Origin of the sequence: Pseudoflavonifractor sp. An44 (assembly GCF_002161675.1) — a bacterium.
Classification (GTDB): Bacteria; Bacillota; Clostridia; order Oscillospirales; family Oscillospiraceae; genus Enterenecus; species Enterenecus faecium.
Genome location: NZ_NFIH01000001.1, coordinates 192,949 through 219,083, shown reverse-complemented (window position 1 = coordinate 219,083; position 26,135 = coordinate 192,949). Strand labels below are relative to the sequence as shown.

General features: G+C 55.4%; 27 protein-coding genes. 21 read left to right on the top strand and 6 right to left on the bottom strand.

Translation table 11 applies throughout. The annotated features are described in order from the left end of the window. The first annotated feature begins 91 nt into the window (after positions 1-91). From B5F98_RS00915 to B5F98_RS00880, 8 genes are all read left to right on the top strand, one after another. Positions 92-1,264, top strand: a complete 1,173-nt coding sequence (locus B5F98_RS00915) for an FprA family A-type flavoprotein (protein ID WP_087229237.1) — start codon at positions 92-94, stop codon at positions 1,262-1,264. A 68-nt stretch (positions 1,265-1,332) separates the two neighbouring features. After that, entirely contained in the window at positions 1,333-1,773 is a 441-nt protein-coding gene (locus tag B5F98_RS00910; protein WP_343219378.1) for a GtrA family protein, read from the top strand. Between the two features lie 24 nt (positions 1,774-1,797). After that, on the top strand, positions 1,798-2,496 hold the full coding sequence (locus tag B5F98_RS00905) for a LytTR family DNA-binding domain-containing protein (RefSeq protein WP_087369232.1): 699 nt from the start codon (positions 1,798-1,800) through the stop codon (positions 2,494-2,496). 10 nt (positions 2,497-2,506) lie between these two features. Beyond that, positions 2,507-3,169 (top strand): ATP-binding protein, encoded by a 663-nt coding sequence (locus B5F98_RS00900; RefSeq protein WP_087229243.1) that lies wholly within the window; start codon positions 2,507-2,509, stop codon positions 3,167-3,169. 88 nt (positions 3,170-3,257) lie between these two features. Further along, positions 3,258-5,072 (top strand): ABC transporter ATP-binding protein, encoded by a 1,815-nt coding sequence (locus B5F98_RS00895; RefSeq protein ID WP_087369231.1) that lies wholly within the window; start codon positions 3,258-3,260, stop codon positions 5,070-5,072. After that, positions 5,072-6,940 carry an ABC transporter ATP-binding protein gene (locus B5F98_RS00890; protein ID WP_087369230.1) on the top strand — a complete coding sequence of 623 codons (1,869 nt, stop codon included), beginning with the start codon at positions 5,072-5,074 and terminating at the stop codon, positions 6,938-6,940. Before B5F98_RS00895 ends, B5F98_RS00890 begins: the two co-directional genes overlap by 1 nt. A 183-nt stretch (positions 6,941-7,123) precedes the next feature. Further along, complete coding sequence (locus B5F98_RS00885; protein ID WP_158099741.1) at positions 7,124-8,467, top strand: GNAT family N-acetyltransferase; 1,344 nt, start codon at positions 7,124-7,126, stop codon at positions 8,465-8,467. Beyond that, on the top strand, positions 8,464-8,652 hold the full coding sequence (locus B5F98_RS00880) for a hypothetical protein (RefSeq protein ID WP_087369228.1): 189 nt from the start codon (positions 8,464-8,466) through the stop codon (positions 8,650-8,652). Before B5F98_RS00885 ends, B5F98_RS00880 begins: the two co-directional genes overlap by 4 nt. A gap of 201 nt (positions 8,653-8,853) precedes the next feature. Here B5F98_RS00880 and B5F98_RS00875 read toward each other — a convergent pair whose 3' ends face one another. The 4 genes from B5F98_RS00875 to B5F98_RS00860 are packed head-to-tail and all read right to left on the bottom strand — an operon-like array spanning position 8,854 to position 11,196. Beyond that, positions 8,854-9,300 (bottom strand): GNAT family N-acetyltransferase, encoded by a 447-nt coding sequence (locus tag B5F98_RS00875; RefSeq protein WP_087369227.1) that lies wholly within the window; start codon positions 9,298-9,300, stop codon positions 8,854-8,856. Between the two features lie 21 nt (positions 9,301-9,321). Next, positions 9,322-9,957, bottom strand: a complete 636-nt coding sequence (locus B5F98_RS00870) for a GyrI-like domain-containing protein (protein ID WP_087369226.1) — start codon at positions 9,955-9,957, stop codon at positions 9,322-9,324. 2 nt (positions 9,958-9,959) lie between these two features. Further along, positions 9,960-10,283 carry a TfoX/Sxy family protein gene (locus B5F98_RS00865; protein ID WP_087369225.1) on the bottom strand — a complete coding sequence of 108 codons (324 nt, stop codon included), beginning with the start codon at positions 10,281-10,283 and terminating at the stop codon, positions 9,960-9,962. A 1-nt stretch (position 10,284) separates the two neighbouring features. Beyond that, positions 10,285-11,196, bottom strand: coding sequence for a YafY family protein (locus B5F98_RS00860; RefSeq protein WP_087369224.1), 912 nt, complete (start codon positions 11,194-11,196; stop codon positions 10,285-10,287). Between the two features lie 127 nt (positions 11,197-11,323). On the opposite strand from B5F98_RS00860, the gene B5F98_RS00855 reads away from it, so the two are divergent. The 6 genes from B5F98_RS00855 to B5F98_RS00830 all read left to right on the top strand — a co-directional run bounded on the left by B5F98_RS00855 (position 11,324) and on the right by B5F98_RS00830 (position 15,079). Further along, positions 11,324-11,854 carry a dihydrofolate reductase family protein gene (locus B5F98_RS00855; RefSeq protein ID WP_087369223.1) on the top strand — a complete coding sequence of 177 codons (531 nt, stop codon included), beginning with the start codon at positions 11,324-11,326 and terminating at the stop codon, positions 11,852-11,854. Positions 11,855-11,862: 8 nt separating this feature from the next. Beyond that, positions 11,863-12,306: a GNAT family N-acetyltransferase gene (locus tag B5F98_RS00850; RefSeq protein WP_087369222.1), complete on the top strand. Its 444-nt coding sequence runs from the start codon at positions 11,863-11,865 to the stop codon at positions 12,304-12,306. 105 nt (positions 12,307-12,411) lie between these two features. Further along, positions 12,412-12,723 (top strand): autorepressor SdpR family transcription factor, encoded by a 312-nt coding sequence (locus B5F98_RS00845; protein WP_087369221.1) that lies wholly within the window; start codon positions 12,412-12,414, stop codon positions 12,721-12,723. Positions 12,724-12,725: 2 nt separating this feature from the next. After that, entirely contained in the window at positions 12,726-13,424 is a 699-nt protein-coding gene (locus B5F98_RS00840) for an SdpI family protein (RefSeq protein WP_158099740.1), read from the top strand. A 51-nt stretch (positions 13,425-13,475) separates the two neighbouring features. After that, positions 13,476-14,660, top strand: coding sequence for an ankyrin repeat domain-containing protein (locus B5F98_RS00835; protein ID WP_158099739.1), 1,185 nt, complete (start codon positions 13,476-13,478; stop codon positions 14,658-14,660). 2 nt (positions 14,661-14,662) lie between these two features. Beyond that, on the top strand, positions 14,663-15,079 hold the full coding sequence (locus B5F98_RS00830) for a hypothetical protein (protein ID WP_087369219.1): 417 nt from the start codon (positions 14,663-14,665) through the stop codon (positions 15,077-15,079). 365 nt (positions 15,080-15,444) lie between these two features. Here B5F98_RS00830 and B5F98_RS00820 read toward each other — a convergent pair whose 3' ends face one another. After that, a complete protein-coding gene (locus B5F98_RS00820; protein WP_087369217.1) occupies positions 15,445-15,948 on the bottom strand; it encodes a GNAT family N-acetyltransferase in 504 nt (167 codons plus the stop codon). 351 nt (positions 15,949-16,299) lie between these two features. Here B5F98_RS00820 and B5F98_RS00815 point away from each other — a divergent pair, with 351 nt between their 5' ends. Beyond that, positions 16,300-17,385, top strand: coding sequence for a recombinase family protein (locus B5F98_RS00815; protein WP_087369216.1), 1,086 nt, complete (start codon positions 16,300-16,302; stop codon positions 17,383-17,385). A gap of 85 nt (positions 17,386-17,470) precedes the next feature. On the opposite strand, the gene ppdK is transcribed toward B5F98_RS00815, so the two are convergent. Continuing rightward, positions 17,471-20,113 carry a pyruvate, phosphate dikinase gene (gene ppdK / locus B5F98_RS00810; RefSeq protein WP_087369215.1) on the bottom strand — a complete coding sequence of 881 codons (2,643 nt, stop codon included), beginning with the start codon at positions 20,111-20,113 and terminating at the stop codon, positions 17,471-17,473. 380 nt (positions 20,114-20,493) lie between these two features. Between ppdK and glnA the strand changes: the two genes are divergently transcribed. The 6 genes from glnA (at position 20,494) to B5F98_RS00780 (ending at position 26,130) form a co-directional block, all read left to right on the top strand. After that, positions 20,494-21,825 (top strand): type I glutamate--ammonia ligase, encoded by a 1,332-nt coding sequence (gene glnA / locus B5F98_RS00805; RefSeq protein ID WP_087369214.1) that lies wholly within the window; start codon positions 20,494-20,496, stop codon positions 21,823-21,825. A 50-nt stretch (positions 21,826-21,875) separates the two neighbouring features. After that, positions 21,876-22,418, top strand: a complete 543-nt coding sequence (locus B5F98_RS00800) for an ANTAR domain-containing protein (protein WP_087229265.1) — start codon at positions 21,876-21,878, stop codon at positions 22,416-22,418. Positions 22,419-22,514: 96 nt separating this feature from the next. Next, entirely contained in the window at positions 22,515-23,306 is a 792-nt protein-coding gene (dapF, locus tag B5F98_RS00795; protein ID WP_087369213.1) for a diaminopimelate epimerase, read from the top strand. Between the two features lie 74 nt (positions 23,307-23,380). Further along, positions 23,381-24,601 carry an LL-diaminopimelate aminotransferase gene (locus tag B5F98_RS00790; RefSeq protein ID WP_087369212.1) on the top strand — a complete coding sequence of 407 codons (1,221 nt, stop codon included), beginning with the start codon at positions 23,381-23,383 and terminating at the stop codon, positions 24,599-24,601. 87 nt (positions 24,602-24,688) lie between these two features. Next, positions 24,689-25,621: a stage III sporulation protein AB gene (locus B5F98_RS00785; protein ID WP_343219377.1), complete on the top strand. Its 933-nt coding sequence runs from the start codon at positions 24,689-24,691 to the stop codon at positions 25,619-25,621. Next, entirely contained in the window at positions 25,618-26,130 is a 513-nt protein-coding gene (locus B5F98_RS00780; RefSeq protein ID WP_087369210.1) for a stage III sporulation protein AB, read from the top strand. Before B5F98_RS00785 ends, B5F98_RS00780 begins: the two co-directional genes overlap by 4 nt. Positions 26,131-26,135: the final 5 nt, after the last annotated feature.

The following is a 26,135-nucleotide window of genomic DNA, read 5'->3' as shown; positions in this document are numbered from 1 at the left end:
CGTATCAAGTGAAATTGTAGAAAAAGTTCCTTGACGGTGGTATCAACTCATAGTAAAATAGTGGGGATATATAAAGAGAGGTGTGATCACTGTGAATCAACTGCTCAATTCGACATCTATTTATCGGGTCGGCTGCTATGATCCCGACATTGACCTGTTTGAAAGCCAGTATGTAGTGCCCCAGGGCGTTACCTACAACTCCTATGTGATCGTGGACGAGAAGGTGGCCATTCTGGACACCGTGGACCCCCGCAAGACCCAGGAGTGGCTGGCCAACCTGGACGAGGTGCTGGGCGACCGTCAGCCCGACTATCTGGTGGTGCATCACATGGAGCCCGACCACGCTGGTAGTGTGGCCCAAGTGGCTCAGCGTTATCCCCAGATGAAGCTCATTGGCAACGCCAAGACCTTCCCCATGCTCAAGCAGTTCACCGGTGTGGATTACACCGACCGGGCTGTGGTGGTCAAGGAGGGCGACGTGGTGGAGCTGGGCGAGCACAGCCTCACTTTCGTTATGGCACCCATGGTGCACTGGCCTGAGGCCATGGTGTCCTATGAGGCCAAGGAGAAGGTGCTGTTCTCCGCCGACGGCTTCGGACGCTTTGGCGATGGCAACCCCGAGACCGAGTGGGTGGAAGAGGCCCGCCGCTACTATCTGAACATCGTGGGTAAGTTCGGCCCCCAGGTGCAGGCTTTGCTGAAGAAGGCCGCCGGCCTGGACATCGCCGTGGTGGCTCCCCTCCACGGTCCTGTGCTCACCGGAGACGCCATCGGCCTGGCCCTGGAGAAGTACACCCAGTGGAGCACCTATCAGCCTGAGGAGAAGGGCGTGCTGGTGGCCTATGCCTCCATCCACGGCAACACCGCCAAGGCCGCTCTGGAGCTGGTGGATATGCTCAAGGCTGAGGGCGTGAAGGTGGAAGCCATCGACCTGACCCGTGAGGACTGGGCCAAGGCTGTGGCCAAGGCCTTCCAGTACACCAACCTGGTGCTGGCTGCATCCACCTATGATAACTTTGTCTTCACTCCCATGGCCACCTTCCTCTATCGCCTGAAGACCAAGGCCTTCCAGAACCGCACCGTGGCTCTGGTGGAGAACGGCACTTGGGCTCCTCTGGCCGCCAAGGAGATGCGGGCCGCTCTGGACCAGCTGAAGAACATCACCGTGATGGACCAGGTGGTCACCATCCGTTCCGCTCTGGACGATACCAGCCGCGCCGCTCTGGGTGAGCTGGCCAAGGCGGTCAAGGCCACTCTGGACTAATCTCAATCACGACAGAAAAGGGGCAAGCCCGGTGCTTGCCCTTTTTTTGCACCAAAGGAGCGTATTTTGTGAAGAAACTGTTTGAAGGGACCTTTGTCCGCTTTTTGATGGTGGGCGTTCTCAATACGGCGGTGGGGTTCGGGGTGATGTTCGCCCTGTACAACCTGGCCGGGCTGCACACCTGGGGAGACCTGGGCTACTGGCTGTCCTCGGCCGCCAACTACATTGTGGGCAGCGTGGTCAGCTACTTCCTCAACAAACACTTTACCTTCCGCAATGCCGAGCGAGGCTGGAAGGTGGTGGGCCGATTTGTGCTGAGCATTGCTGTGTGCTGGGTGCTGGCCTATGGCATTGCCAAGCCTGCGGTGGCAGTGGTTCTGTCCGGTATGCCGCTGAGCCAGCAGATGCAGGGCAACCTGACCATGCTGGTGGGCGCAGGCCTGTTCGTGGTGCTCAACTACGCCGGGCAGCGGTTCTTTGCCTTCCGCAGCACGGAGAAGAACCAGTAAGAAAACCAGAGGAGGGAATGGAACATGGAACTGCGGGTGGGCATCTGTGACGACAGCCAGACCGACGCCGCCTATGTGGAGACCTTTCTGTCTGCCTGGGCCCAGGAGCGGGCCCTTGCCCTCCATGTGGAGCGGTTTCCATCGGCAGAGAGTTTTTTGTTCCGCTACGCCGAGGAAAAGCGGTTCGACCTCCTCCTCTTGGACATTGAGATGGGCCAGTTGGATGGAGTGACCATGGCCAAGGAGATTCGCCGGGACAATCAGGATGTCCAGATTGTCTTTATCACCGGGTACTCCGACTATATTGCCGAGGGGTATGAGGTGGCGGCCCTCCACTACCTGCTCAAACCCGTGAACGGGGACAAGCTGCGGGCGGTGCTGGACCGGGCGGTGGACAAGGTGCGCCGCCGGGAGCGGGCGCTGACCCTGGAGCAGGGGGGCGAGATGGTGCGCATTCCCCTGGGGGAGATTCGCTACCTGGAGGTGTGCCGCAACTATGTGACGGTACACGCCAAGGGAGACTATACCACCAAGTCCACCCTCAGCCGCCTGGAGGAGGCCCTGGACGGGCGGTTCCACCGCCTGGGCCGCTCCATGGTGGTGAATCTGGAGGCGGTGCGCCGGGTGACCAAAACCCAGGTGGTGCTCTCCGACGGCAGCGTGCTGCCCTTGCCCCGGGGCGCCTATGAGGGGCTGAACCGGGCCATCATCGCCCACAGTTGAGGAGGTCGCCATGGGGTTTCTATCCAAACGGGTGAATGAGAAGCTGGAGAACTACCAGCGGGAGCTGCTGGACACCCACTACCAAGAGGTGGAGAACATGTACCGGCAGATGCGGGGCTGGCGGCACGACTACCGCAACCATATCCAGACCATGAAGGCCTACGCCGCCCAGGGGGATTTGGAGGCCATCCGGTCCTATCTGGACCTGCTGGACACGGACCTGAACACCGTGGACACGGTGGTAAAGACGGGTAACGCCATGGCAGACGCCATTTTGAACAGTAAGATTTCTCTGGCCAAGGCCCGGGATATCCCGGTACATGTGGACGCCCATATTCCCGTGAAGCTCACCATGTCCGAGCTGGACCTGTGCGTCATCCTGGGCAACCTCTTTGACAACGCCATGGAGGCCAGCCTGGCTCTGCCCCCCCAGGAGCGGCTTATCCGGGTGTATATGGACATGAAGGGCACCCAGCTCTACATCTCCTTCACCAACTTCACTGCCACGGGCAAGCTTTCCAAGGTGGGCAAGGGCTTTCGCACCACCAAGGGGGAGGGCCACGGCTTCGGATTGGTGCGCATGGATGCCATTGTGGAGCGCCTGGACGGCTACCTCAGCCGCAACAGTGAGGCGGGGGCCTTTACCACCGAGATTTTAATTCCACAGCTGTGAGGTGCAATTCAGCACCCCAGATTGGCCGTTCGTCCCCGGATTACTCCGGGGGCGAATTTTTGTGATAAGCTACGGGTGAGGTGAGAACATGAAGGAGAAGAAGAAAAAGCCCACATATAACATGTGGCAGAATACCGCCTACTTTGTCAAAGCGGCGTGGGAGAACTGTCCTTCAGTGCTGTGGATTTGCCTGCTGTTGGCGGTGGCCACCGCCGGGGCTACGGTGGTGGAAATGCTCTTTGTCCCTGTGGTGCTGGGCCAGGTGGAGGGGCATGTGCCCCTTCCTCAGCTGCTGGCCACCATCGGGGTGTTTACCCTGGCCCTGTTGCTGATGTGGGGGGGAAAGAGCTACTTGAATACCAATGCCCTGTTTGGCCGCATTGAGGTGCGCACGGAGATGTCAGCACGGATTTCACGGAAAATAACCGGAACCTCCTATGCAAATCTATTAGACACAAAATTTCGAGAGTATGAGAATTTGGCATACCGTACCTGCGACGGAAATGCGGATGCAGCCGAGGCGATCTGGACCACCTGGACGGATATTTTGACCAACGTGCTGGGCTTTGTGGTGTATCTGCTGTTGCTCTCAGGTCTCAACGGCTGGATGGTGACTCTGGTGGTGCTCACCACAGCAGTGGGATTTATGGTCAGCCAGCACTTGGAGGGCTGGGGCTATCGCCACCGGGAGGAGCGGGCGGCCAGCCTGAAAACCATTTATTATGCCAAAGATGTGGCAACCAAGCGGGAATATGCCCAGGATATTCGGATATTCGGCTTGCGACCCTGGCTGGACGAGGTGTGGGGAAGTGCCATGCGCGCCTACCAGGCCTTTTTGACCCGACGGGAGCGGGTGTATTTTGGGGTGCATGTAGTGGATGCCCTTCTCACCCTGCTGCGCAACGGCGGCGCCTACGCCTACCTCATCTGGATGACCCTGACCCAGGGATTGCCCGCCTCCCAGTTCCTGCTGTACTTTGCCGCTATCAGCGGCTTTACCCAGTGGGTGAAGGGCATCATGGAGCAGGTTTCCACCCTCCACCGCCAGAGCCTGGAATTGTCCAATCTGCGGGAGTTTTTGGAGTGGCCAGAGCCCTTTGCATTTGAGGAGGGAGCGCCGCTGCCCCAAGGTTTGAAAGAGTGCGAGATTCTGCTGGACCATGTGTCCTACCGCTATCCCGGGGCCGAGAAGGACACCATTACGGACCTCTCTTTTACCCTCCATCCCGGGGAGAAGGTGGCCATTGTGGGCCTCAATGGAGCGGGTAAGACCACCTTGGTCAAGTTGCTGTGCGGTTTTTTGGACCCAACTGAGGGAAGTGTCCGTCTCAATGGGGTGGACATCCGTACCTACAACCGCAGAGAATACTATCACCTGTTTTCCGCCGTGTTCCAGGAGTTTTCCGTGCTGGACACTAGCGTGGCAGTGAATGTGGCCCAGCGTGTGGAGGACATCGACCGGGAGCGGGTGGCGAAATGCCTGGAGCAGGCGGGGCTGACCCAGGCGGTGGAAGCTCTGCCCCGGGGGATGGACACCCCCGTGACCCGCAATGTCTTTGAAGATGGGGTGGAGCTGTCCGGAGGACAGATGCAGCGGCTGATGCTGGCCCGGGCGCTGTACCGAGATGCCCCCGTGGTGGTGCTGGATGAGCCCACTGCTGCCCTAGACCCCCTAGCGGAGCACGACATTTACATGAAATACAATTCCATGACCCAGGGAAAGAGCTCTCTATTCATCTCCCACCGTCTGGCCTCCACACGGTTCTGTGACCGGATTCTCTACCTGGAGCATGGCCGCATTGCGGAGGAGGGGACCCATCAGTCCCTGCTGGATCTGGGCGGCGGATATGCCAAACTCTTTGAGGTGCAGAGCAGATATTACCAGGAAGGAGGGGAGTTTTGATGGAGAAAAATAAGTCTTGGGGAGAAAGCTTGCGCCTGACCCTGCGGGGGTGGCGCATGTGGTGGAAGCTGCGCCCCACTCTGTTGGTGTCTATGGCACTGTCGGCGGTGGTCAAGGCTGTGACCCCCTATACCTCTATTTACTTCTCCGCCCGCATCATCGGGGAGCTGTCCCAGGGGCGGAACCCCCAGATGTTGGCCTGGTGGGTGGGCTGGCTGCTGGGCGTGACTGCCGGTTTACTGCTGTTGGGAGGAGCTCTTTCCCGATGGGCCACCTGGGAAAAAGACCAGCTGGATTTTTGGAACAGTAAGTGCAACATGGAAAAGATGATGGATATGGACTACAGTCTTCTGCAACAACAAGAAATCTACGACTTGTATGAGCAGGTCTGGCAGAATGTCCGCTTTGGTGGTTGGGGTATGTATAACCTGCCGCTGTATCTCTCCAACTGCGTGACCTATACCATGCAAGTTCTGATCGGTGTGGCGTTGTCTGTGGGACTGGTAACCCAGAAGATTCCTGCCAGTCATGACCTGGTCTTTCTGAACCACCCCCTATGCCTGGTGGGGGTAGTGGCGGTGATGCTGGGGGTGGCCTTCCTCTCTCCGGTGTGCATCAACCGCAGCAATGCCTATTGGGGCATGAACGGAGAGGAAATGCGGCTGGGGAATCGAATCTTTTCCCGGTTTGGATATTATTCCAATGAGCCTCATCGAACGCTGGATATGCGCATCTATGAACAACAGCCCAACGTGTACCAGTATTATTTGAAAGGACACAATGTGTTCGGAAGCAACGGTCGCTTGGCTCAGTGGGGCAAAGGGCCCATGGGGCTGTGGGCGGCGGCGGGCAAAGGCATTTCTGCCGTTCTCACCGGAGTGGTGTACCTGTATGTGTGTCTGAAATCCTGGGCGGGAGCCTTTGGAGTGGACGGCATCACCCAGTATGTGGGTGCGGTCACCACGCTCTTTGCCGGTGTCGCCGGCCTGATGGAGACCTTGGGAGAACTTCAGTGCAATGCCCGGTATCTGGCGGTGAGTTTGGAGTTTCTAGACGTGGAAAACCAGATGTACCAGGGCACTCTCACCACAGAAAAACGCTCCGACCGAAACTATCAGGTGGAGTTCCGGGATGTGTCCTTCCGCTACCCGGACAGCGAGGCCTGGGCTCTACGCCATGTGAACCTGAAATTCCAGGTGGGTAGCCGCCTGGCGGTGGTGGGGGAGAACGGCAGCGGCAAGTCCACCTTCATCAAGCTCCTGTGCCGCCTCTATGACCCCACTGAGGGAGAAATCCTGTTAAACGGCATCGACATCCGCAAATACCAGTACCCGGACTATATCGCCCTGTTCTCGGTGGTGTTCCAGGACTTCCACCTGTTGGCCTTGCCTTTGGGGCAGAATGTGGCGGGACGCATTAAGTATGACCGGGAGCGGGTGGTCCAGTGCCTCACCCAGGCGGGGGTCATGGACCGGGTAGAGAAGATGGACCAGGGATTGGATACCTATCTCTATAAGGATTTGGAGAAGAAGGGCGTGGAGGTGTCCGGGGGCGAGGCCCAGAAAATCGCCATTGCCCGTGCCCTCTATAAGGATGCCCCCTTTATCATCCTGGACGAACCCACCGCCGCCCTGGACCCCATTGCAGAGGCAGAGGTGTACTCCAAGTTTGACCAGATTGCCGGGGACAAGACGGCGGTGTACATCAGCCACCGTCTCTCCTCCTGCAAGTTCTGCGACGACATTGTGGTCTTCGACCACGGCCATATTGTCCAGCAGGGGAGCCACCAGCAGCTGGTGGAGGCGGACGGTGTGTACGCCCAGCTGTGGCAGGCCCAAGCCCAGTATTATCAAAAACAAGAGGGATGAGAAAAGATCTTCGGGTACCTGTCTAAAGTGGGCAATAGTCAAATAAAAGGCCTCAGGCTGTGCATGGTATAGGAGCACAGCCTGAGGCCTTTTGCGTATAGAACACTTGTATGATATATCTTGTGTAGAAAAGCGGAGTTTGATAAAATGGGGAAAAGCATGGAGAGATGAGGAGAGATGGTTATGCAATCCACCGTTGTGTTTCGCAGAGCACAAGAAGAAGACGCTGCGGTCATAGCCAAACTGCGTCAAGAAATTTGGTCTACCACATACCGAGGCATCTATCCTGACGACATGATCGACCAATTTGACTATGCATGGCATACCCAAAAGGATGCACAGCGTATTAAAAGCCCGGCTTATGCGGTCTATCTCATGATGCAGGAGGACCACCCAATTGGCTACATCACGCTTCATATATCTGTGCCCGCCCACTTGCTCTCCCTATACCTTCGGCAAGAGTACCAACATAGGGGGATTGGACGTCGTGCATTTGCCTTTATCCGAGAGGTATTTCAGACACTGGGAGTCTCCACCTTCACTTGTGCATGTCAGCCGGACAACGAGCGGGCTATGGCCTTTTACCGTCGCTGTGGGGGTCGTGTGGTGGGGGAGGACCTGAGCAATGAGGAGAGCTGGCAGAATTCTGTGACCTTTCAATTTTATGTCATGAGAGAAACAGACCTTGTGATACGAATCATTCAATCTATGGACGAGTGCATAGAGTTTGTCAGGGGCTTTCATGGGGATGCCCAATTCTCAGACCCCATGCTCACCAATGAGGAACAATTCCAAACAAACCTGGTGAAGTGTGTGGAACATCCGGACCGGCACTGTGCGCTGGGCGTGTATCTGGGGGAGCAATTGATCGGCTTGTTCACATTTCTGGTCTTGACAGAGGAGCGATATTTGGAGATGCTCGTGGGCTTATCCAGAGATCGCCGTGCCTATGCAGAGATGTTCCGCTATTTGGAGCGTCACTATCCGGGCTACAGCGCCGACTTTGTATTCAATCCTAAAAATTATTTGTGCAAACAGCTGTTGGAAGAGAGACATGCAGAGTTTGAACCGGAACAGCAGAAAATGGTGCTGGATGTTCCGGTTACGGACCTTGACACCTCTGGGGTGGAGTTGTTCACGCCTGAGTACCAAGAACCGTATCTGTCCATGCATCATCAAGAGACCTACTGGACTGGGGAAAAGGTTCTGGCAGCAGCAGATCGGTTCCGGGTATTTCTGGCCATTCATGAGGGAAAGGTGGTGGGCTACTTGGATGTAACCTACTGCTTTGAGCAAAATGAGCCCTACGACCTGTTTGTTTTGGAGGAGTATCGGAGAATGGGATTTGGCCGGAAGCTTCTGGCCCAAGCGTTGAAGTGCAATGGGCTCAAAGGCATGATGGCTATGGTGGATGTGGAGGCTGTTGCGGCAATTCGCTTGTTTGAGTCTGTGGGCTTTCAACGGGCGAAACATGAGAATAATGTAACAGCACACTGGACGGTGCCCGAAGGGGGAAATGGAGCTTGAGCAAGAGAACATTGAATCCAGAATTGAGAAGATTTATTTATGAAATGAACGGGATGGAAGATCGGGAACCAACGCCCAAGACGGAAGAGGAGAGAGAGGTATTTCGAAGGCACCTGGAGAAGGTCAATGCAGAGATACTAAGGCGAGTAGAAGCAAGGAAGAAAGCCCGGCTGGAGCAGAAGTGAACAATGCAGGGAAAGCAGTGTGGACCTGTTGAAAATATAAAAAACATCGGCAGTTGGTGTAGAAGGTTCAGAAATACATCCTAGCCTTATCACTCAACTGCCGATATTTCTTGTATTCTATCCGGAATATTACCAAAAGTCAATAGGAAAATCATTTGAACAGCACTCGACAGTGAAACCAAGTGCTGTTTTCGATATGTCCTATCGCTTTAAGATGAATTCCTGAGCAGGGTGGCCGAATTCTTCGGTCAGTCTACCCTCCGAAAATCCTAGACGTTTATAAAAGGCCCGGGCAGCTTGTCCATTGGGGTCACCCTCCTGATAGGTGATGAGGGAAATGTCTTTGCCTGCGTCCAGTTGTGTCAGCATAAAGGTCACCAGCTTCTGGGCAATGTGTTGTCTCCGATAGGCTGGATCTACCGCTAGAAAGCACAACTCACTTGCCTTTTTGGAGAACAGTAAAATTCCCGTAATCTTATCTTCTTCTACGGCACAGATGGCGGAGGAGCTTTCCATAAAGCGTAAGACCGTGGCCCGGTGTTCCTCCATGGCTTCGGCGGTCTCCAGGCCAGGGAAAATATCCCGGACCTGCTCCACCAGTATCATCCAGGCATCAATGTCCCGGAGCGTTGCAAGTTTGATTTCCATAGCTGTATTCTCTCCTGTATATCACGGAATGGATGAAGCTTTCCGCACTGGATGCCGAATGACGGTTTTCAGCCGCTCGGGCTTACATCTCCGCGCATCGCTGAGGTAGATTTCGTGGTGGAATCGGCCCTCACAAAAGTCGGCCTCATAGCCCTGGGCCTTGGCATATTCCGCTATGGCAGCCACGGTGGCGGGCTCATCGTCATAGGGGCCGATGTGCATACATTGGACACACAGCCCCTCTTCCCAGGAGAAAAATTCAACTGGGGAAAAGTCTTGCTGTTTCTTTTCTGTAGCCGTCTCAATGGCCCAGTCAAACACCTCACGGGTCACAAATTCCGGCAGACGGATGAGGGAAATCCACTGAAAGTCCGCCTTGCGCGTGTAGTCCACTCCGTGAATACCTTCCTGCCACCACAAACCTTCCAAAGGCGGCACCACATAGTCGAAGTAACCCTCTGGCTTGTGCTTGCTCATTTTAATGGTATAGGCCACGGCATAGAGCATGCCTAGGGCTTGCTTGTATGCGCCGTTCTCCTGGTTGGGGTCGCCTTGACCTCGCACTGCCAAGAAATTCATAGCAGGAACTGTGACAATGGTCGGCGTTTTGGGCGGCAAATAAAACTTCTTATATTCTTTCTTGTAGTCAAACGACATGGTCATTTCCTCCCTTTCTTGGAAGGTGTGCTTTTCAATGTCTCGCAGGTGAGAGAGACGAGTTCTGTCATCTGCTCTCGGTTGTCCACGTCCTCCACCCAAAAGGAGTCCTTGGCGCCTTCGTAGGGTGGTGCCTTCGGCAGGTGGGGGAATGCTGCTTCACCTTGAGGGGTGACCTTGACGAAAAACTGGTCGTCACAAATAACACCAAAGAAGACATCGTTGCAGTAAAGACCATATTCTCCGAACATCTTTCGGCTGCGAATGGCTCCAGCTTCTCGCAACTGCTCGGCCACATAGTTTACAAAGTCCGGATGAGATGCCATGTTAGCTTCTCCCTTCATAACGACGGGCTAATGTTTCGGTTAAAGTTCCCAGTTGCTCCCGCAATTCCGTTGGCTCGATCAGTTCAGCACCTGTTCCAAAGGTCAAAATCCAAGGGATTACGCTGTTCCCATCGGGAAATCCCCAGGTAAATCGAAGTTTTCCGTCCGGTTCCACGGTGAAGCTGTCTACACCATACTCTTCCACCAGCCGCCAGCGGCAGGCAGGCTCAAAGAGAACGGTGACCCGATACTTTGCGGGAAAGATTCGCTCGGGTTCTAGGTTGGGCAGAGGTGCAGGACGAGGGTCAAAGGCTGCACTAGTAGTGAGGTCTGTCATTCGATTGAGCTTAAAAAGGCGAAAATCTTCTCTGGCTTGGCACCAGCCCCACACATACCAGGTGGACCAGTGAAAAACCAGATAATAAGGCTCTACGGTACGTACCGATTCCCCTTTGGGGGAGAAATAGGAAAAGCGAATGGTGTGGTGTTGCTGGATGGCCGCTTGAATCTCTTCGATTTTGGGGGACAGACTGCTCTTGTACCAGGAAGAGAGGTCAATGAGTATGTGAGCGTCTCCGGGTACCAACCTGCCTGTCCCAGCGGACAATTTTTCCATCAGCTGAGCATAACGGCGGGTGCCGCTGACACTGTCCAGGCTCCGCAGTCCCGCCAGAATGGCCTGCATTTCTGGTGCGGTAAGTATCGTGCGGTCTACCCGGTAGCCCTCCATGATGGAAATTCCACCGCCTGTCCCCTGAGTGGTGAAAATGGGAATCCCGGCCCGACATAGGGACTCGATATCTCGCTGGATGGTTCGGCGAGATACCTCGAAGTGCTCTGCCAGTTCCGGCGCGGTGACCTTTTCCCGCTGGAGCAGAATGGATAGGATGCCGATGAGACGCTCCATTTTCATAAGGTGTACCGCCTTTCCTATTTTTCTGTATTATACCATAGAAACAGGACGACAGTCTGTCATGTTTCTTTCTGCCTTGTGTTTTTTGTGACCGCTGGGTACAATAGGGAAAAAGGAGGGAATATCCATGGGAAAAACCGTCTTATACCTCGCCATGAGCGTGGATGGATATATCGCAGATGAGCAGGGAGACGTGAACTGGTTGAGAGGTGACGGCAGCCAGCCGGATGCCCCTGGCAGTTATCCAGCGTTTTATGACACGGTGGACACCATTGTGATGGGCTGGACCACCTATCATCAAATCGTTACGGAGCTCGCCCCGGACAGTTGGCCTTACCAGGGCCGTCCCTGTTATGTGGTAACCCATCGGCAGGAACCAGACCGGGATGGAATCCACCTCTGGAATGGAGACCTTACAGCCCTGGTGGACAAGCTGAAGAAGGAACGGGAGGGCGTCATTTGGATTTGCGGTGGTGCATCTGTAGCTGGACAGCTTCTGAAAGAGGGACGGATTGACCGACTGTGGTTGTCGGTAATCCCTACAGTGCTGGGCACAGGTGTGCGGCTATTCCCGGATATGGAACAAGAATTCCATTTAAAGCTGGTGGGCACGGAACAGTATAACGGAATTGTGGATCTCGTTTATGAAAAGCGGTGAGAAGGAATATGAACATCCGGAAGGTAGAAACAAATAAAAAGCAGTACCTCACATTGCTTTTATTGGCGGATGAGCAAGAGAATATGGTTGACCGCTATCTGGAGCGTGGCACTATGTATGTGCTGGAGGACAACGGGGTAAAAGCGGAATGTGTCGTCACCGATGAGGGAGACGGCGTTCTGGAACTGAAAAACATTGCCGTGGAGCCGGAGTTTCAGGGCAGGGGATACGGAAAAGCCCTTGTGGACTTTCTCATTCAAACCTACGGAGGGCAGTATCATGTGCTGCAAGTGGGCACTGGTGACAGCCCTCTAACCGTTCCGTTTTACGAGGCATGCGGATTCCAGAGGCACCACTTGGTCAAGAACTTCTTCACCAACCACTACGACCATCCCATCTACGAGAGTGGGGTGCAGCTGGTGGATATGCTCTATCTACAAAGGAAGTTGTAATCATACGGAGTATCTGCATTCGATATTGACAATAAAAGTGTGCGGGAGTATTCTATATTTAGCATTTAGCCAAAATGCTAAATATAGAGCTGGGAGGTGGTGCAGGTGGGACTGCAAGAAACCATGAAAGCATTGTCAGACCCCACGCGTCGGGAGATTTTACAGCTTCTGAAAAACGGGAAATTGTCGGCGGGAGACATTGCCGAGCACTTTTCCATTTCTAATGCATCCATATCCAGGCATCTGTCTGTGTTAAAAAAAGCGGAGTTGGTGCGAGATTGTCGGTGCGGACAATTTATCTATTATGAAATTGACACTACGGTACTGCAAGATATGTTAGGGTGGGTCAGTCAATTCACATCGGGCATCGAACAAATGCCTGGGGATACGCCACATGCATCCAAACATGAGGTATGAATATGAAACACAAGGAAATAACAGGCTCCATCGTGTATGATCTTGTCATTGCTGCTGTTCCTTGTCTCGTTTACGCTTCCATATACCGATCTTTGCCACCGGAAATACCCGTACATTATTCCTTTGATGGAATTGCGGATCGATTTGCTTCCAAGCTCTCTGTGGAAGCCCTACTCCTTTGTTCTTTGGGCTACTGTGGATGTTTGCTTGGGGTTCTCTTGAGAAAGATGGTTTTGGCCATGGGAAAGACCCAAGAAAACAGTAACACGCAGACAACGGCAAAGCTTATGACATACAATCAAACTTTTTTGACCATATTCTTTTCTGCGCTGTCCCTATATTTCATTTCAGTGATGCTACAAAATTCGATTCCGGATACCTTTTTTATTCTTAGAACGGCCTATCTTGTGTTGTTCGTCTTATTGATCATCATTGGGAACTACCTGCCGAAATTAAAAATCAATCGGGTTTCTGGTGTGAAGACGAAGTATTCACAGTCCAGTGATGATGCGTGGATGAGGTCGCAACGATTTGGTGGTAGATTGCTGGCCATAGGGGGAAGCGCAGGCCTTATTGTATGTCTGATCCCAGGGGTCTCTGCAAAAAGTGCGGTCGTTTTGAGTACGGTGATGTTTGGGTTGGTGATTCTAGGGCTGCTGGTATTTTCGGTTGTTAAAGGAAGAAAACATCTGACAAGGTGACAAAATACGGTGCATCAAGAAACTCCATATCAAATAGAAAGGGAAATGGCTATGAGAAAAGCTACTGATGCAAACATGCCCCCTTTGGTGGAGGCAATCAAAAGTGGGGATTTGGAGAAGCTCCGATTTCTGTTGGACAACGGCCATTCCCCCAATGAAGTGCAGCGCTATACCACCAGTGACTTGTTCCACGAGGTCCAGAGTGCAATCCGAGAAATGTTTGGAAACGGCATTTTAGCGAAAGGTGCGATGGAACAGTTTCGGATGGTGAATGGTGGAGAGCAGGAGCATGTGCAAAAGACCCCTTTGGAGCTGGCGGTGCAGGAGAACCGGGAGAATATGGTGCGACTTCTGGTAGAGCGAGGGGCAGACTTGACGCAAAATGGGGATGAATTGATCTTTGCCGCAATCAAATGCCAGAATTACTCCACGCTTTCCTATTTGGTGGAAGCTGGTGTGAGATTGGAGGAAAATCAGCGCAGCATCTACCATCTGTTTTCCTTCTTGGAAGGGCAGAAGAATCCAGAACTGTTAACGATTGTGGACCGATTGCAGATAGACTTCAAAAGGTATGGTGGGGAACCACTGCGTACTGCGGTATGGGGTGGGGATCGGATGCTGGCAGAATATCTGATTCAGAATGGTGCCGATATCGACTATCATAAGCCGGACGAGATGTTTCCATATGCCTCGACTCCCGTGATCGAGGCGGCTCGGCAGAATGATTTCCACATGGTGCGCTGGCTTGTTGGACAAGGGGCGGATATCACCATTCCGGACAAATATGGGGATCGCCCTTATACCTTGGCGGTTCAAAATAAAAACCAGGAGATGGCCGCCTATCTAAGAAATTTGGAACCGGAGGATTGGCACAACGAGGAGAACAGGGCCCAGCAACTAGCAGCCTATAAGATGCCAACTGAGATGGTGGAATACTTAAAAACGGGACCGTTGCGACTGGAGTTCCCAGAGCAGGATGAGGTCCAATGGGCAGAACTATACTCGTACATGGACGTGCTGGAAGTGACATGGAAGAGGGAAAAGCTGCTCTCTGTCATGGCTCAGATGGACAATTACCCCGACTACCTGCTGTTGTGGAACCCCAAGGACAAGAGACTATGGTATCTGGATGTGGAGCATGAGGAATTTCATGCACTGGCCACTTGGGAAGATTTTATTGCAGACCCTGGTAAATATCTGAACGGAATGATCATTGGCTGGGAGTGTGGAAGTTGAGTGTGAGTATCATTGCGTATATGTTTGAGATTGTGCTGCTCATATGGTTTTTTGGGTGTATTGTGACCTATCGCCTGGGAAACGTGTTGCTGGTTGAGGGCATGGGGATAAAAAGCGCTGAATTTGGGATGCTTGTGGTGTATGCAGCTAGTATTCTGTTAAGAGTTGTACTGCCGCAGGTGGGGAATTGGTTTGTGCTTTCCGTGCTTGTCGTCTGGCTTGTGGTACAGTATTTCTGCCATTGGCATTTTACGATTTTTGGAGCAACTCCGGAAAAGATTCGGGGATATAACCAATGCTTTGAAGGCAGCCTTTGCATCGTACCACGACGAGCGGATCGGTTGATTCCAGATTTTTATCATATCGTTTTACACGTTTTGATTGTCTTGAATCTTGTGTTGCTCTGGTGTGCGTTCTAAAAAGTGGGTAAAAACCGTCGGTATGGAATCTAATCCCATACCGACGGTTTTTATGTCAAAATACAGAGGATAAGGTGTTTGTTAGTAGGGGGGATGTTTCAGTGTCTGGAATCTGGTTAAAAACCTTCTTCGATTAAATATGATAAACTTGTAGGAAGGACCACCTTTCATGACCAGTGTAACGGTTGGAAAACAAAATGCCCACCCAGTTTCTACTCTCTTAATCCTATAGTATGGCATTTCCAGATTGCGATACTTTCGTTCCAACTGAGATTTGTTTGTCCTATATAGCACTTTATCACTTTGAAGATAGATTGCACCGCCGAGGACACCCTCGTGGAAGAGACTTGCTATAAATGCATCTTTCATGCTGGGTTCTCCTCTTTTATTCTGTGTTTCTCACCGTCAGGCGATACAGAGCCAGAGAAAATAACGTGCTTCATTTCTAGTTCAGCTAAATCACTGCGTAATTCCCGGCGGTTTCCTGTGAACTCATAACCTTCCCGGCGATAGAAAGAGATTGCAGCGTGGTTGTTACTCAGGACCCATAGGGTTGGATTGTCACAACACAGTCCCTCGATATAATGCAGGAGCTGAGTCCCATATCCCTTTCGCTGTTCGGAGGGATGCACATAAAGATTTTCAATTAGATTTTCCTGTAAAGAAACGATGCCCTTTGGCGAGTCGAAATAAAGTAAGTAAAACACTTTACCTCGTGACAACTCTTTGCGAATGTAGTCTATTTGAGTTTCTATGGTATGGGCTTCAATGAAAGTGGGAGAGCAGAAGGACCTGTGGGATTCCCGCCAGGATTCCGCATGGATTTCTGCGGCTGCCCGAATATTAGCTTCTGTTACAAGTTGAAACATAGGCTGCTCCTTGTTACGTCGAATTTCCAAAACGGAGACTCAGGAAAGATTCCTAAAGGCTCCATACACAAGCCCGCTTTACGTACACCAATATTGTAGCGGTTGTGCCCTTATATATCAAGGGTGTTGCCAATATGAAGATCTACAAGAACTTCTTGTCGAATTCTGTAATTCTGGGTATAGTGGAAATAAGAATTCCCGTGTAAGAGAGTGAGAAATATGTTCTACCTTATGGTTAAGGAAAATCGCCATTCTTGACGAGAATACAATGTGATAACCGGCAAGAGCTATGTCTGGAATTGTAAATTTCTTAAGGCTATGCTATAATTTTTGCAAGTATAATGCGGTGGAATGGTGTGCATTAAGATTAGTCGCATTTTACGAAACCAGACGTATATGGGGTATATCTGCTACAACAAATCCTGGGTCAACAACTTCTTGGAAAAGAAGCGGGTGAAAAACTTTGATGAGGATACATTCATCCTCAAAAAGGGAAATTTTGAGCCCATTATTTCAGAAGAGCTGTGGCATCAATGTGATCGGATCCGAAAATCCAGAATTCGAGAGTACCGGTTACCATCTGGTGAGGAGCGCAAGCGAGGCATGAGATTTCCACAGCATCTGTGGGTCAAAAAACTTTGCTGTCGATGTGGGGCCGGTTTTCATCGCTATCGGTGGAGAGTCCTTCGGGATGGAACCCCTGTTTATGGATACCAGTGCATGAAGCGCACCCACGGGCCGGCAAAAAGCTATCTGAAAAAGCATGAAATCCAGGGACAAGAAATCTGTGAAGCCATTTCCGTCTGCCAGTGGAAGTTGGAGCTGATGGCAAAACGGATTTTTGACCAGATTTTGAGAGACCAGGGTAAAGCAGTGGCAAAAGCCTGTCAAATGCTAGAGTCCTGCATGTATGCTGCGGGCGTGCCGTTTGGGTCTACCAGAGAAGGGTTGCAGCGACAGATGGATAAATTGGAGAAGCGCATGTTAAGTTTGGGGCAAATGAGGGCGGATGGTGAACTGACACGAGAGCAATATCAGAAGCTATACGCTCAGACTGCCGCAGAGCGGGAGAAGATTCAGGGACAGCTGGAACATGCGTCGGTTGAAGGAGGAGGCGTGCCTAAGTTTGATCTGACTCAGATCAAAAAGAAGCTCGCTCAAGTGGTGGATGTATCAACGCCAAAGATTTCCGACGAGCTGGTGGAAGAGTTTGTAGACGTGGTGACACCGGTGGAGGACTACCACTATCGCTGGAAGCTGAATTTTGGAGAAATCCAGGAGCGAGGACGTTATGACCTTCTCCACCCAGAATCTCCTCCGGTGCTGTCTTTTACCATCGATTTTGAGATGGCGCGACAATATCGCAAGGAAAATGAGCTTCCACCCCAGTTTCGCAGAGGTAGTTGGAACGATTTGTTTGTTGAAGTGTACCTATGATTGAGAAAAAGGCAAAAGAACAGGCGCACTGCCATAGGGCAATGCGCCTGTTCGCGCGGATATGATAAAGAGTAGTGTTATATGCTTACTTGTCCATTGCACGGGGTTGTCTAATAGCCGCCTGCGCCGCAGCCAGCCGGGCAATGGGCACCCGGAAGGGGGAGCAGGAGACGTAGTCCAGGCCCACGTTGTGGAAGAACTGCACCGAGGAGGCCTCGCCGCCGTGCTCGCCGCACACGCCCAACTTCAGACCGGGCTTGGTCTTGCGGCCCAGGGTGGCAGCCATCTCCACCAGGCGGCCAACACCAACTTGATCCAGGCGCTGGAAGGGATCGAATTCGTAGATCTTCTTGTCGTAGTAGGACTCCAGGAACTTCCCGGCGTCGTCACGGGAGAAGCCAAAGGTCATCTGAGTCAGGTCGTTGGTACCGAAGGAGAAGAAGTCGGCCTCCTTGGCGATCTCATCGGCGGTGAGGGCGGCTCTGGGAATCTCAATCATGGTGCCCACCTTGTACTCCAGGTTGGTGCCGGACTCGCGGATGAGCTGGTCGGCGGTCTCCACCACCACGCCCTTGACGTAAGCCAGCTCCTTGACCTCGCCCACCAGAGGAATCATGATCTCAGGCACGATGGTCCACTCGGGGTGCTTGGCCTGGACGTTCAGAGCGGCCTTGATGACGGCGCGGGTCTGCATCCGGGCGATCTCAGGATAGGTGACAGCCAGACGGCAGCCACGGTGACCCATCATGGGGTTGAACTCGTGGAGGCTGGCGATGATGGCTTTGACGTCGGCCACACTCATGAACATGGCGTTGGCCAGCTGCTGGATGTCTGGCTCGTCGGTGGGGACAAACTCGTGGAGGGGGGGATCCAGGAAGCGGATGGTGATGGGGTTGCCCTCCATGGCCTCGTACATGGCCTCGAAGTCACCCTGCTGCATGGGCTCCAGCTTGGCCAGAGCCTTTTCCCGCTGCTCGGTGGTGTCCGAGCAGATCATTTCCCGGATGGCCAGGATGCGCTCACCCTCAAAGAACATGTGCTCGGTGCGGCACAGGCCGATGCCCTGGGCGCCAAACTTCATGGCCTGACGGGCGTCTCTGGGGTTGTCGGCGTTGGTGCGCACCTGGAGACTGCGATACTTGTCGGCCCAGGCCATAATGCGCCCAAACTCGCCGCCGATGGAGGCATCCACGGTGGGCAGAGGCTGGCCGTAGATGTTACCCGTGGAGCCGTCCAGGCTCAGCCAGTCGCCTTCCTTGTATACACGGCCAGCCAGCTCGAACTGGCGGTTGGCCTCGTCCATCTTGATGGCACCACAGCCGGAGACGCAGCAGGTGCCCATGCCACGGGCCACCACGGCGGCGTGGGAGGTCATGCCGCCACGGACGGTGAGAATACCCTGGGAGGCGGCCATGCCTTCGATGTCCTCGGGGCTGGTCTCCAGACGGACCAGAACCACGGGTTCGCCACGGTTGGCCCACTCCTTGGCGTCCTCGGCGGTAAATACGATACGGCCGCAGGCAGCGCCGGGGGAGGCGGGGAGGGCGGTACCCACGGGGGAGGCGTTTTTCAGAGCCTCGGGGTCAAACTGGGGATGGAGCAGAGAGTCCAGGTTGCGGGCGTCGATCATCAACACAGCCTGCTGCTCGGTGATCTGGCCTTCGTCCACCAGGTCACAGGCGATTTTCAGAGCGGCGGTGGCGGTGCGCTTGCCGTTCCGGGTCTGGAGCATGTACAGCTTGCCGTTTTCCACGGTAAACTCCATGTCCTGCATGTCGTGATAGTGGTCCTCCAGGGCCTTGGCGGCGGCCTCAAAGCGAATGTACGCCTCGGGGAACTTCTCGGCCATCTGGCTGATGGGCATGGGGGTGCGCACGCCGGCCACCACGTCCTCGCCCTGGGCGTTGACCAGGAACTCGCCCATGATCTTCTTCTCGCCGGTGGCGGGGTTGCGGGAGAAGGCCACGCCGGTGCCGCAGTTGTCGCCCATGTTGCCGAACACCATGGCCTGCACGTTGACGGCAGTGCCCCAGGAGCTGGGAATGTCGTTCATGCGGCGGTAGACAATGGCGCGGGGGTTGTTCCAGGAGCGGAACACGGCGTTGACAGCGCCCATCAGCTGCTCCTTGGGGTCGGTGGGGAAGTCGGCGCCGACTTTTTCCTTGTACTCGGCCTTGAACTGCTCGGCCAACTCTTTCAGGTCGTCGGCAGTGAGCTCCACGTCCTGGGTGACACCCCGGGCGTGCTTCATCTCGTCGATGAGCTCCTCGAAATACTTCTTGCCCACTTCCATGACCACGTCGGAGTACATCTGGATGAAGCGGCGATAGCAGTCATAGGCCCAGCGGGGATTGCCGGACTTCTCGGCCATGACCTGGACCACCTCTTCGTTGAGGCCCAGGTTCAGGATGGTGTCCATCATGCCGGGCATGGAGGCCCGAGCGCCGGAGCGGACGGAGACCAGCAGGGGGTTCTCGTGATCGCCGAACTTCTTGCCGGTGATCTCTTCCATCTTGACGATATATTCCAGAATCTGCTCTTGGATTTCTGGAGCAATGGCCTGACCGTCCTCATAGTAACGGGTGCAAGCCTCAGTGGTAATGGTAAATCCCTGGGGAACGGGCATGCCCAAGTTGGTCATCTCGGCCAGGTTGGCGCCCTTGCCGCCCAACAATTCTCTCATGTTGCCGTTTCCTTCGGAAAACAAATAGACATACTTGTGAGACATATACATTCCTCCGTTTTCGTGTGCTGCCCTTTACCAGGGAAAAGCTTATGATGACATTCTAGATAGATATGACCAAAAAGTCAAGAAGAATTTCGTGCGGTTTGTGCAAAGTGGCGATGTCAATTGGGTAAAAATGTGAGAAAAAGGCTTCTGTGCAAAAACGCGAAAATGGCGCTTCTCAAGGTTGTGAACTTGATTTTTGCGATGAAAATTTGCATCGGTGCAAAAATCCGTTGACAAAATAGCGGTTCATGCTATACTGAACACAGAATTACTTCAACAGATAGTTTTAGGAAAAAAGGCAGAGAAGGACAACCTTTTTTCTCCACCGGGCCGGGGTGGTTTCAGCCGGACGAATCGAAAGAAAAGGGGAATGAACAATGGGTTACACCAAGGAAGACATCATTCGCATTGTCAAGGAAGAGGATATTAACTTCATTCGCATGCAGTTTACCGACATTTTCGGTCAGCTGAAGAATGTGGCCATCACCGCTTCCCAGATTGAGAAGGCTCTGAACAACCAGATCACTCTGGACGGCTCCTCCATCGAGGGTTTTGTGCGCATCAACGAGTCTGACCAGTATCTGTACCCCGATCTGGACAGCTTTGCCATCTTCCCCTGGCGTCCCCAGCACGGCCGTGTGGCCCGGCTGATCTGCGACGTGTACAACCCCGACGGCACTCCCTTTGTGGGCGATCCCCGTGGTGTTCTCAAGCGGGTGCTGAAGAAGGCCCACGACATGGGCTATGATGCCTTCAACGTAGGTCCCGAGCCCGAGTTCTTCCTCTTCAAGACCGACGAGGAGGGCCGTCCCACCACCAAGACCAACGACGAGGCTGGTTACTTTGACCTGGGCCCCCTGGACCACGGCGAGTCCACCCGTCGGGAGATCTGCCTGGCCCTGGAGAAGATGGGCTATGAGATTGAGGCCTCTCACCACGAGGTGGCCCCCGGTCAGCACGAGATCGACTTCAAGTACTCCGACGCCGTGCAGTGCGCCGATAAGATCATGACCTTCAAGCTGGCGGTGAAGACCATTGCCCAGAAGAACGGCCTCCACGCCACCTTTATGCCCAAGCCCATTTTCGGCATTGCCGGTTCCGGTATGCACGTGAACATGTCCCTGTTCCGCAACGGCAAGAACGTGTTCTTTGATGAGAACGGCGACAAGAAGCTGTCCCATGAGGCCTACGCCTTCATGGCTGGTATTCTCCACCACATGAAGGGCATCACTGCCATTGCCAACCCCCTGGTCAACTCCTACAAGCGTCTGGTGCCCGGCTATGAGGCCCCCTGCTACATGGCCTGGTCTGCCTCCAACCGGTCCGCCCTCATCCGTATCCCCGCCGCCCGTGGCCAGTCCACCCGCGTGGAGCTGCGCAGCCCCGATCCCGCCTGCAACCCCTATCTGACCCTGGCCGTGTGCCTGGCCGCCGGTCTGGACGGCATTGAGCGGAATTTGACCCTCCCCGCCGAGATCACCGAGAACATCTTCGACATGACCCCCGCCACCCGCAAGCGCCGGGGCATCGAGGCCCTGCCCGGCTCTCTGGACGAGGCTCTGGTGCTGATGAAGAAGGACAAGCTCATCATGTCCACCCTGGGTGAGCACGTGGCCTGCCAGTTCATCGCCGGCAAGGAGAGAGAATGGGAGGAGTATCGCACTCGTGTGTCCAGCTGGGAGCTGGACAAGTACATGATCAACTATTGATCGCTCCCGCTGCCCTTGGGCAACAGGTGATGGGAGGAGTGTGAGATCTTGTGCAAAAAGTAATCGTAGCCTTTGAAAACCGCAAGACAGCGGCCAGCATTTCCGAGGTGCTGGAGAGCGGCGGTGTGGCAGAGTGTGTGGTGTGCCACAGCGCCTCCGAGGTGCGCCGCCTGGTGAACAAGCAGGGGCTGGGCGTGGTGGTGTGCGGGTTCAAGTTCCCCGACGGAGCGGGAGAGGACCTGTACTACGACCTGCCGCAGCAGTGCGTGATGCTGATGGTGGCCCCCCAGAATCGGCTGGAGCTGTGCGAAACCGAGGAGATCTTCCAGCTGCCTGCCCCGGTGAGTCGGGGAGACCTGCTGGCGTCGGTGCGGATGCTGCTGCAATTTGCCCGCCGTCGGGTCTCCAAGTACCCGGTGCACATCCACCGCAGTGAGGAGGAGAACCAGCTGGTGGCTCAGGCCAAGGCGCTGCTCATGGACCGACACGGCATGACGGAGGCACAGGCCCACCGCTTCCTGCAAAAGGAGAGCATGGACCACGGCTCCAAGCTGGCGGAGACCGCCCGCATTGTGCTGGGAAATTCCATATAATTGATAGGCGAGGAGCAGCTACCAAGCTGTTCCTCGCTTTTTTCGGGTATCTCTCCTTCCTTCCCTTCATATAACACCAGGGAAGGGAGTGGTGGTATGAACTTCACCAAAATGCACGGGCTGGGCAACGACTATATCTTCCTCTACTGCCCTCAGGGGGAGCCGGAGGGGGCGGAGGAGCTGGCCCGGCAGCTGTCCCACCGCCATACCGGAGTGGGGGGAGATGGGCTGATCTGCATTTGCCCATCGGAGAACGCGGACTTCCGCATGGCCATGTTCAATGCGGATGGCTCCCGAGGGACCATGTGCGGCAATGGCATCCGCTGCCTGGGCAAGTACGTATACGACCGGAAGCTGACCACGAAGACCCGCCTCACCGTGGAGACCGGGGGCGGTGTCCGAACCGTGGACCTTCAAGTGGAGGGAGGAAAGGTGGCGGAGGTCACCGTGGATATGGGAGTGCCCCAGGTGGGCAAGCCCATGGCCTTGCAAGTGGAGGACATCCAGGTGGAGGGCACTCCTGTGTGGATGGGGAATCCCCACCTGGTGTGTCTGGTGGAGGAGGTAGCGGCGGTGGACGTGACACGCCTGGGGCCCCAGCTGGAGGTCCATCCTAAGCTGTCCCAGCGGGTGAATGTGGAGTTTGTGGCCCCCCGGGACAGGGCCCACATTGCCATGCGGGTGTGGGAGCGGGGCAGTGGGGAGACCATGGCCTGCGGCACCGGAGCCAGCGCTGCCCTGGCCGCTCTGGCCTCCTCTGGCGTGACGGAACGGAGCGCAGTGGTGGCCCTGCCTGGCGGGGAGCTGTCCATCTCCTGGGGGGAGGATGGGCACGTGCATATGACGGGACCCGCTGTGACGGTGTTCGACGGTGAACTTACCCATTGACCCCAGGTGGAAGATGTTGTACAATAAACGGAGAATTTTAATGCTGTAAACAGCTGAATACAGGAGGAACACCCATGGCCACCATCAACGAAAACTATTTGAAATTGCCCGGCAGCTATCTCTTCTCGGAAATTGCCCGGAGAGTGGCGGCATATGCCCAGGCAAACCCGGATAAATCCCTCATCAAGCTGGGCATCGGAGACGTGACCCGGCCTCTGGCTCCTGCTGTCACCGAGGCCATGCACAAGGCGGTGGACGAGATGGCCACCGGGGCTGGCTTCCACGGCTACGGTCCCGAGCAGGGCTATGAGTTCCTGCGCCAAGCCATTGCCCAGCACGATTACGCCGCCCGGGGCGTCACCATCGCCCCCGATGAGATTTTCGTCTCCGACGGCGCCAAGAGCGACTGCGGCAACATCGGAGACATCTTCGGTGTGGACAACGTGGTGGCTGTGTGCGACCCCGTGTACCCCGTGTACGTGGACACCAACGCCATGGCAGGCCGAGCCGGGGACTATGACGAGGCCAGCCAGCACTGGTCCAAGCTGGTGTATATGCCCTGCACCGCCGAAAATGGTTTCTCTCCCGCCATTCCGGAGGAGAAGGTGGACCTCATCTACCTCTGCTTCCCCAACAACCCCACCGGAGCGGTGGCCAGCCGGGAGCAGCTGGAGGCGTGGGTGGCCTACGCCAACGCCAATGATGCGGTGATTCTCTACGACTCCGCCTATGAGGCCTTCATCACCCAGGAGGATGTCCCCCACACCATCTTTGAAATTGAAGGGGCCAAGACCTGTGCCATTGAGTTCCGCTCCTTCTCCAAGACCGCCGGCTTCACCGGTACCCGCTGTGCCTACACCGTGGTGCCCAAGGAGCTGGTGCGGGGCGGGGCCTCCCTCAATAGCCTGTGGAATCGCCGCCAGTGCACCAAGTTCAACGGCGTGCCCTACGTGGTGCAGCGGGGCGCTGAGGCCGTGTACTCTCCCGAGGGGCAGGCCCAGGTGAAGGAGACCATCGCCTACTACCAGCGCAACGCCCAGGTCATCCGGGAGGGGCTGACGAAAGCGGGGCTCACCGTGTCCGGCGGCGTCAACGCCCCCTATATCTGGGTCAAGACCCCGGAGGGAATGGGCTCCTGGGAGTTCTTCGATCTGCTGCTGGAGAAGGCCAACGTGGTCACCACCCCTGGTGCAGGCTTTGGCCCCAGCGGCGAGGGTTACATCCGAGTCACCGCCTTCGGCGATGCCCAGGCCACTCAGGAGGCTGTGGCACGCATCGTGTCTGTGCTGGGCTGAATTTCATAGAATCGTTCGAGAACTGTCTCGCCATATGGCGGGGCAGTTCTTTTTTGCCTGTCATACCCCGGGACAGGCCCTCATACAATGGGGTGTACCATACGAAAGGAAGGGAGTTACATGGTGGACAGCCCATTTCGGCAGGTGGTTGCCCTGATGCCTCAACATCTCCGGTGTGCCCTCAAACAGCTGCCCCAGGAGAAGCGGGAACGGGTGGAGGAGATCCGCCTGCGTCAGGGATTTCTGCCCACGGTGTTGGACGGAGACGGAGAACGGGACGTGGGAGAACTGGTGGTGACGGGGGAACTGCTCCGGCAGGTGCTGGAACAGGCCAGCCAGGCCTCTGCCCACACGGTGCTGGACCAGGTGCAGCGGGGGTTTCTCACCCTGCGGGGCGGGCACCGCATCGGCATCTGCGGCACCGCTGTGGTGCGGGACGGGAAGGTGGCCACCTTGCGGGAGATTTCCTCTCTGTCTGTGCGCATTGCCCGCCCGGTGGTGGGACAGGCTGAGGCCCTGCTTCCCCAGCTGATGGAGGGGGAGCGGCTGCAAAATACCCTGATTTTTGCTCCGCCGGGGGCGGGGAAGACCACCTTGCTCCGGGACTTGGTGCGGGGACTGTCCGACGGGGTGGCCGCGCCTCCGTTGCGTCTGGCGGTGGCAGACGAGCGGGGAGAGATCGCCGCCATGTGGCAGGGTGCCCCTCAGATGTATGTGGGGCGTCACACCGACATTCTGGACGGGTGCGGCAAGGCCGCTGCGGTGTCCATTCTGCTGCGAGGCATGAATCCACAGGTCATCGCCATGGACGAGATCACCCAGATGGAGGATGTGGAGGCCATGGTCCAGGCGGTGGGGTGTGGGGTATCTCTGCTGGCCACCGCCCACGGGGCGTGTATGGAGGATTTTCAGCGGCGTCCGGTGTATCGTCGCCTGTGGCAGTCCGGGGTATTTCGCCGGGTGGTACTGCTGGGAGGCAGCGGAACAAACCGCACCGCCCGGGTGGAGGTGGTGGCATGATTCGTCTGATGGGGGCCGCCTGTTTGGCCTGCGGGGCCATGGGCCTGGGGCTGGGGGCTATCGCACACCTGGATGGGCGTGTGAAGGACCTGCGGAGCCTGTTGGTGGGGCTGGAGTGTGTGCAGCGGGAGCTGTCTTGGAAGCTGGCCCCGTTGCCCGATGCGTTGAACCTGGCCGCCCAACAGTGTCAGGGAGCCCCGGGGGAGTTTTTCACCCTGTGCGCCCACGGGGCCCAGAACCTGCGGGGCCGCACCTTTTCCCAGGTGTGGCAGCAGGCGGGGGAGGCCAGCCAGATGCGACTGGAGCAGCTGGACGTGGAGCTGTTGGACGCCCTGGGGTCCGTGCTGGGCCAGTATGATGGGGAGAGCCAGCGCCAGGCGTTGGAGCACACCCGGGAGCAGCTGGAGGAGCAGCTGGCTCAGGCTTGTGAGCAGCGGCGGCGGTTGGGCCGGGTATACGGTGCCCTGGGGGTGACGGCCGGGGCGGTTTTGATGATCTTATTCGTATAAGGAGA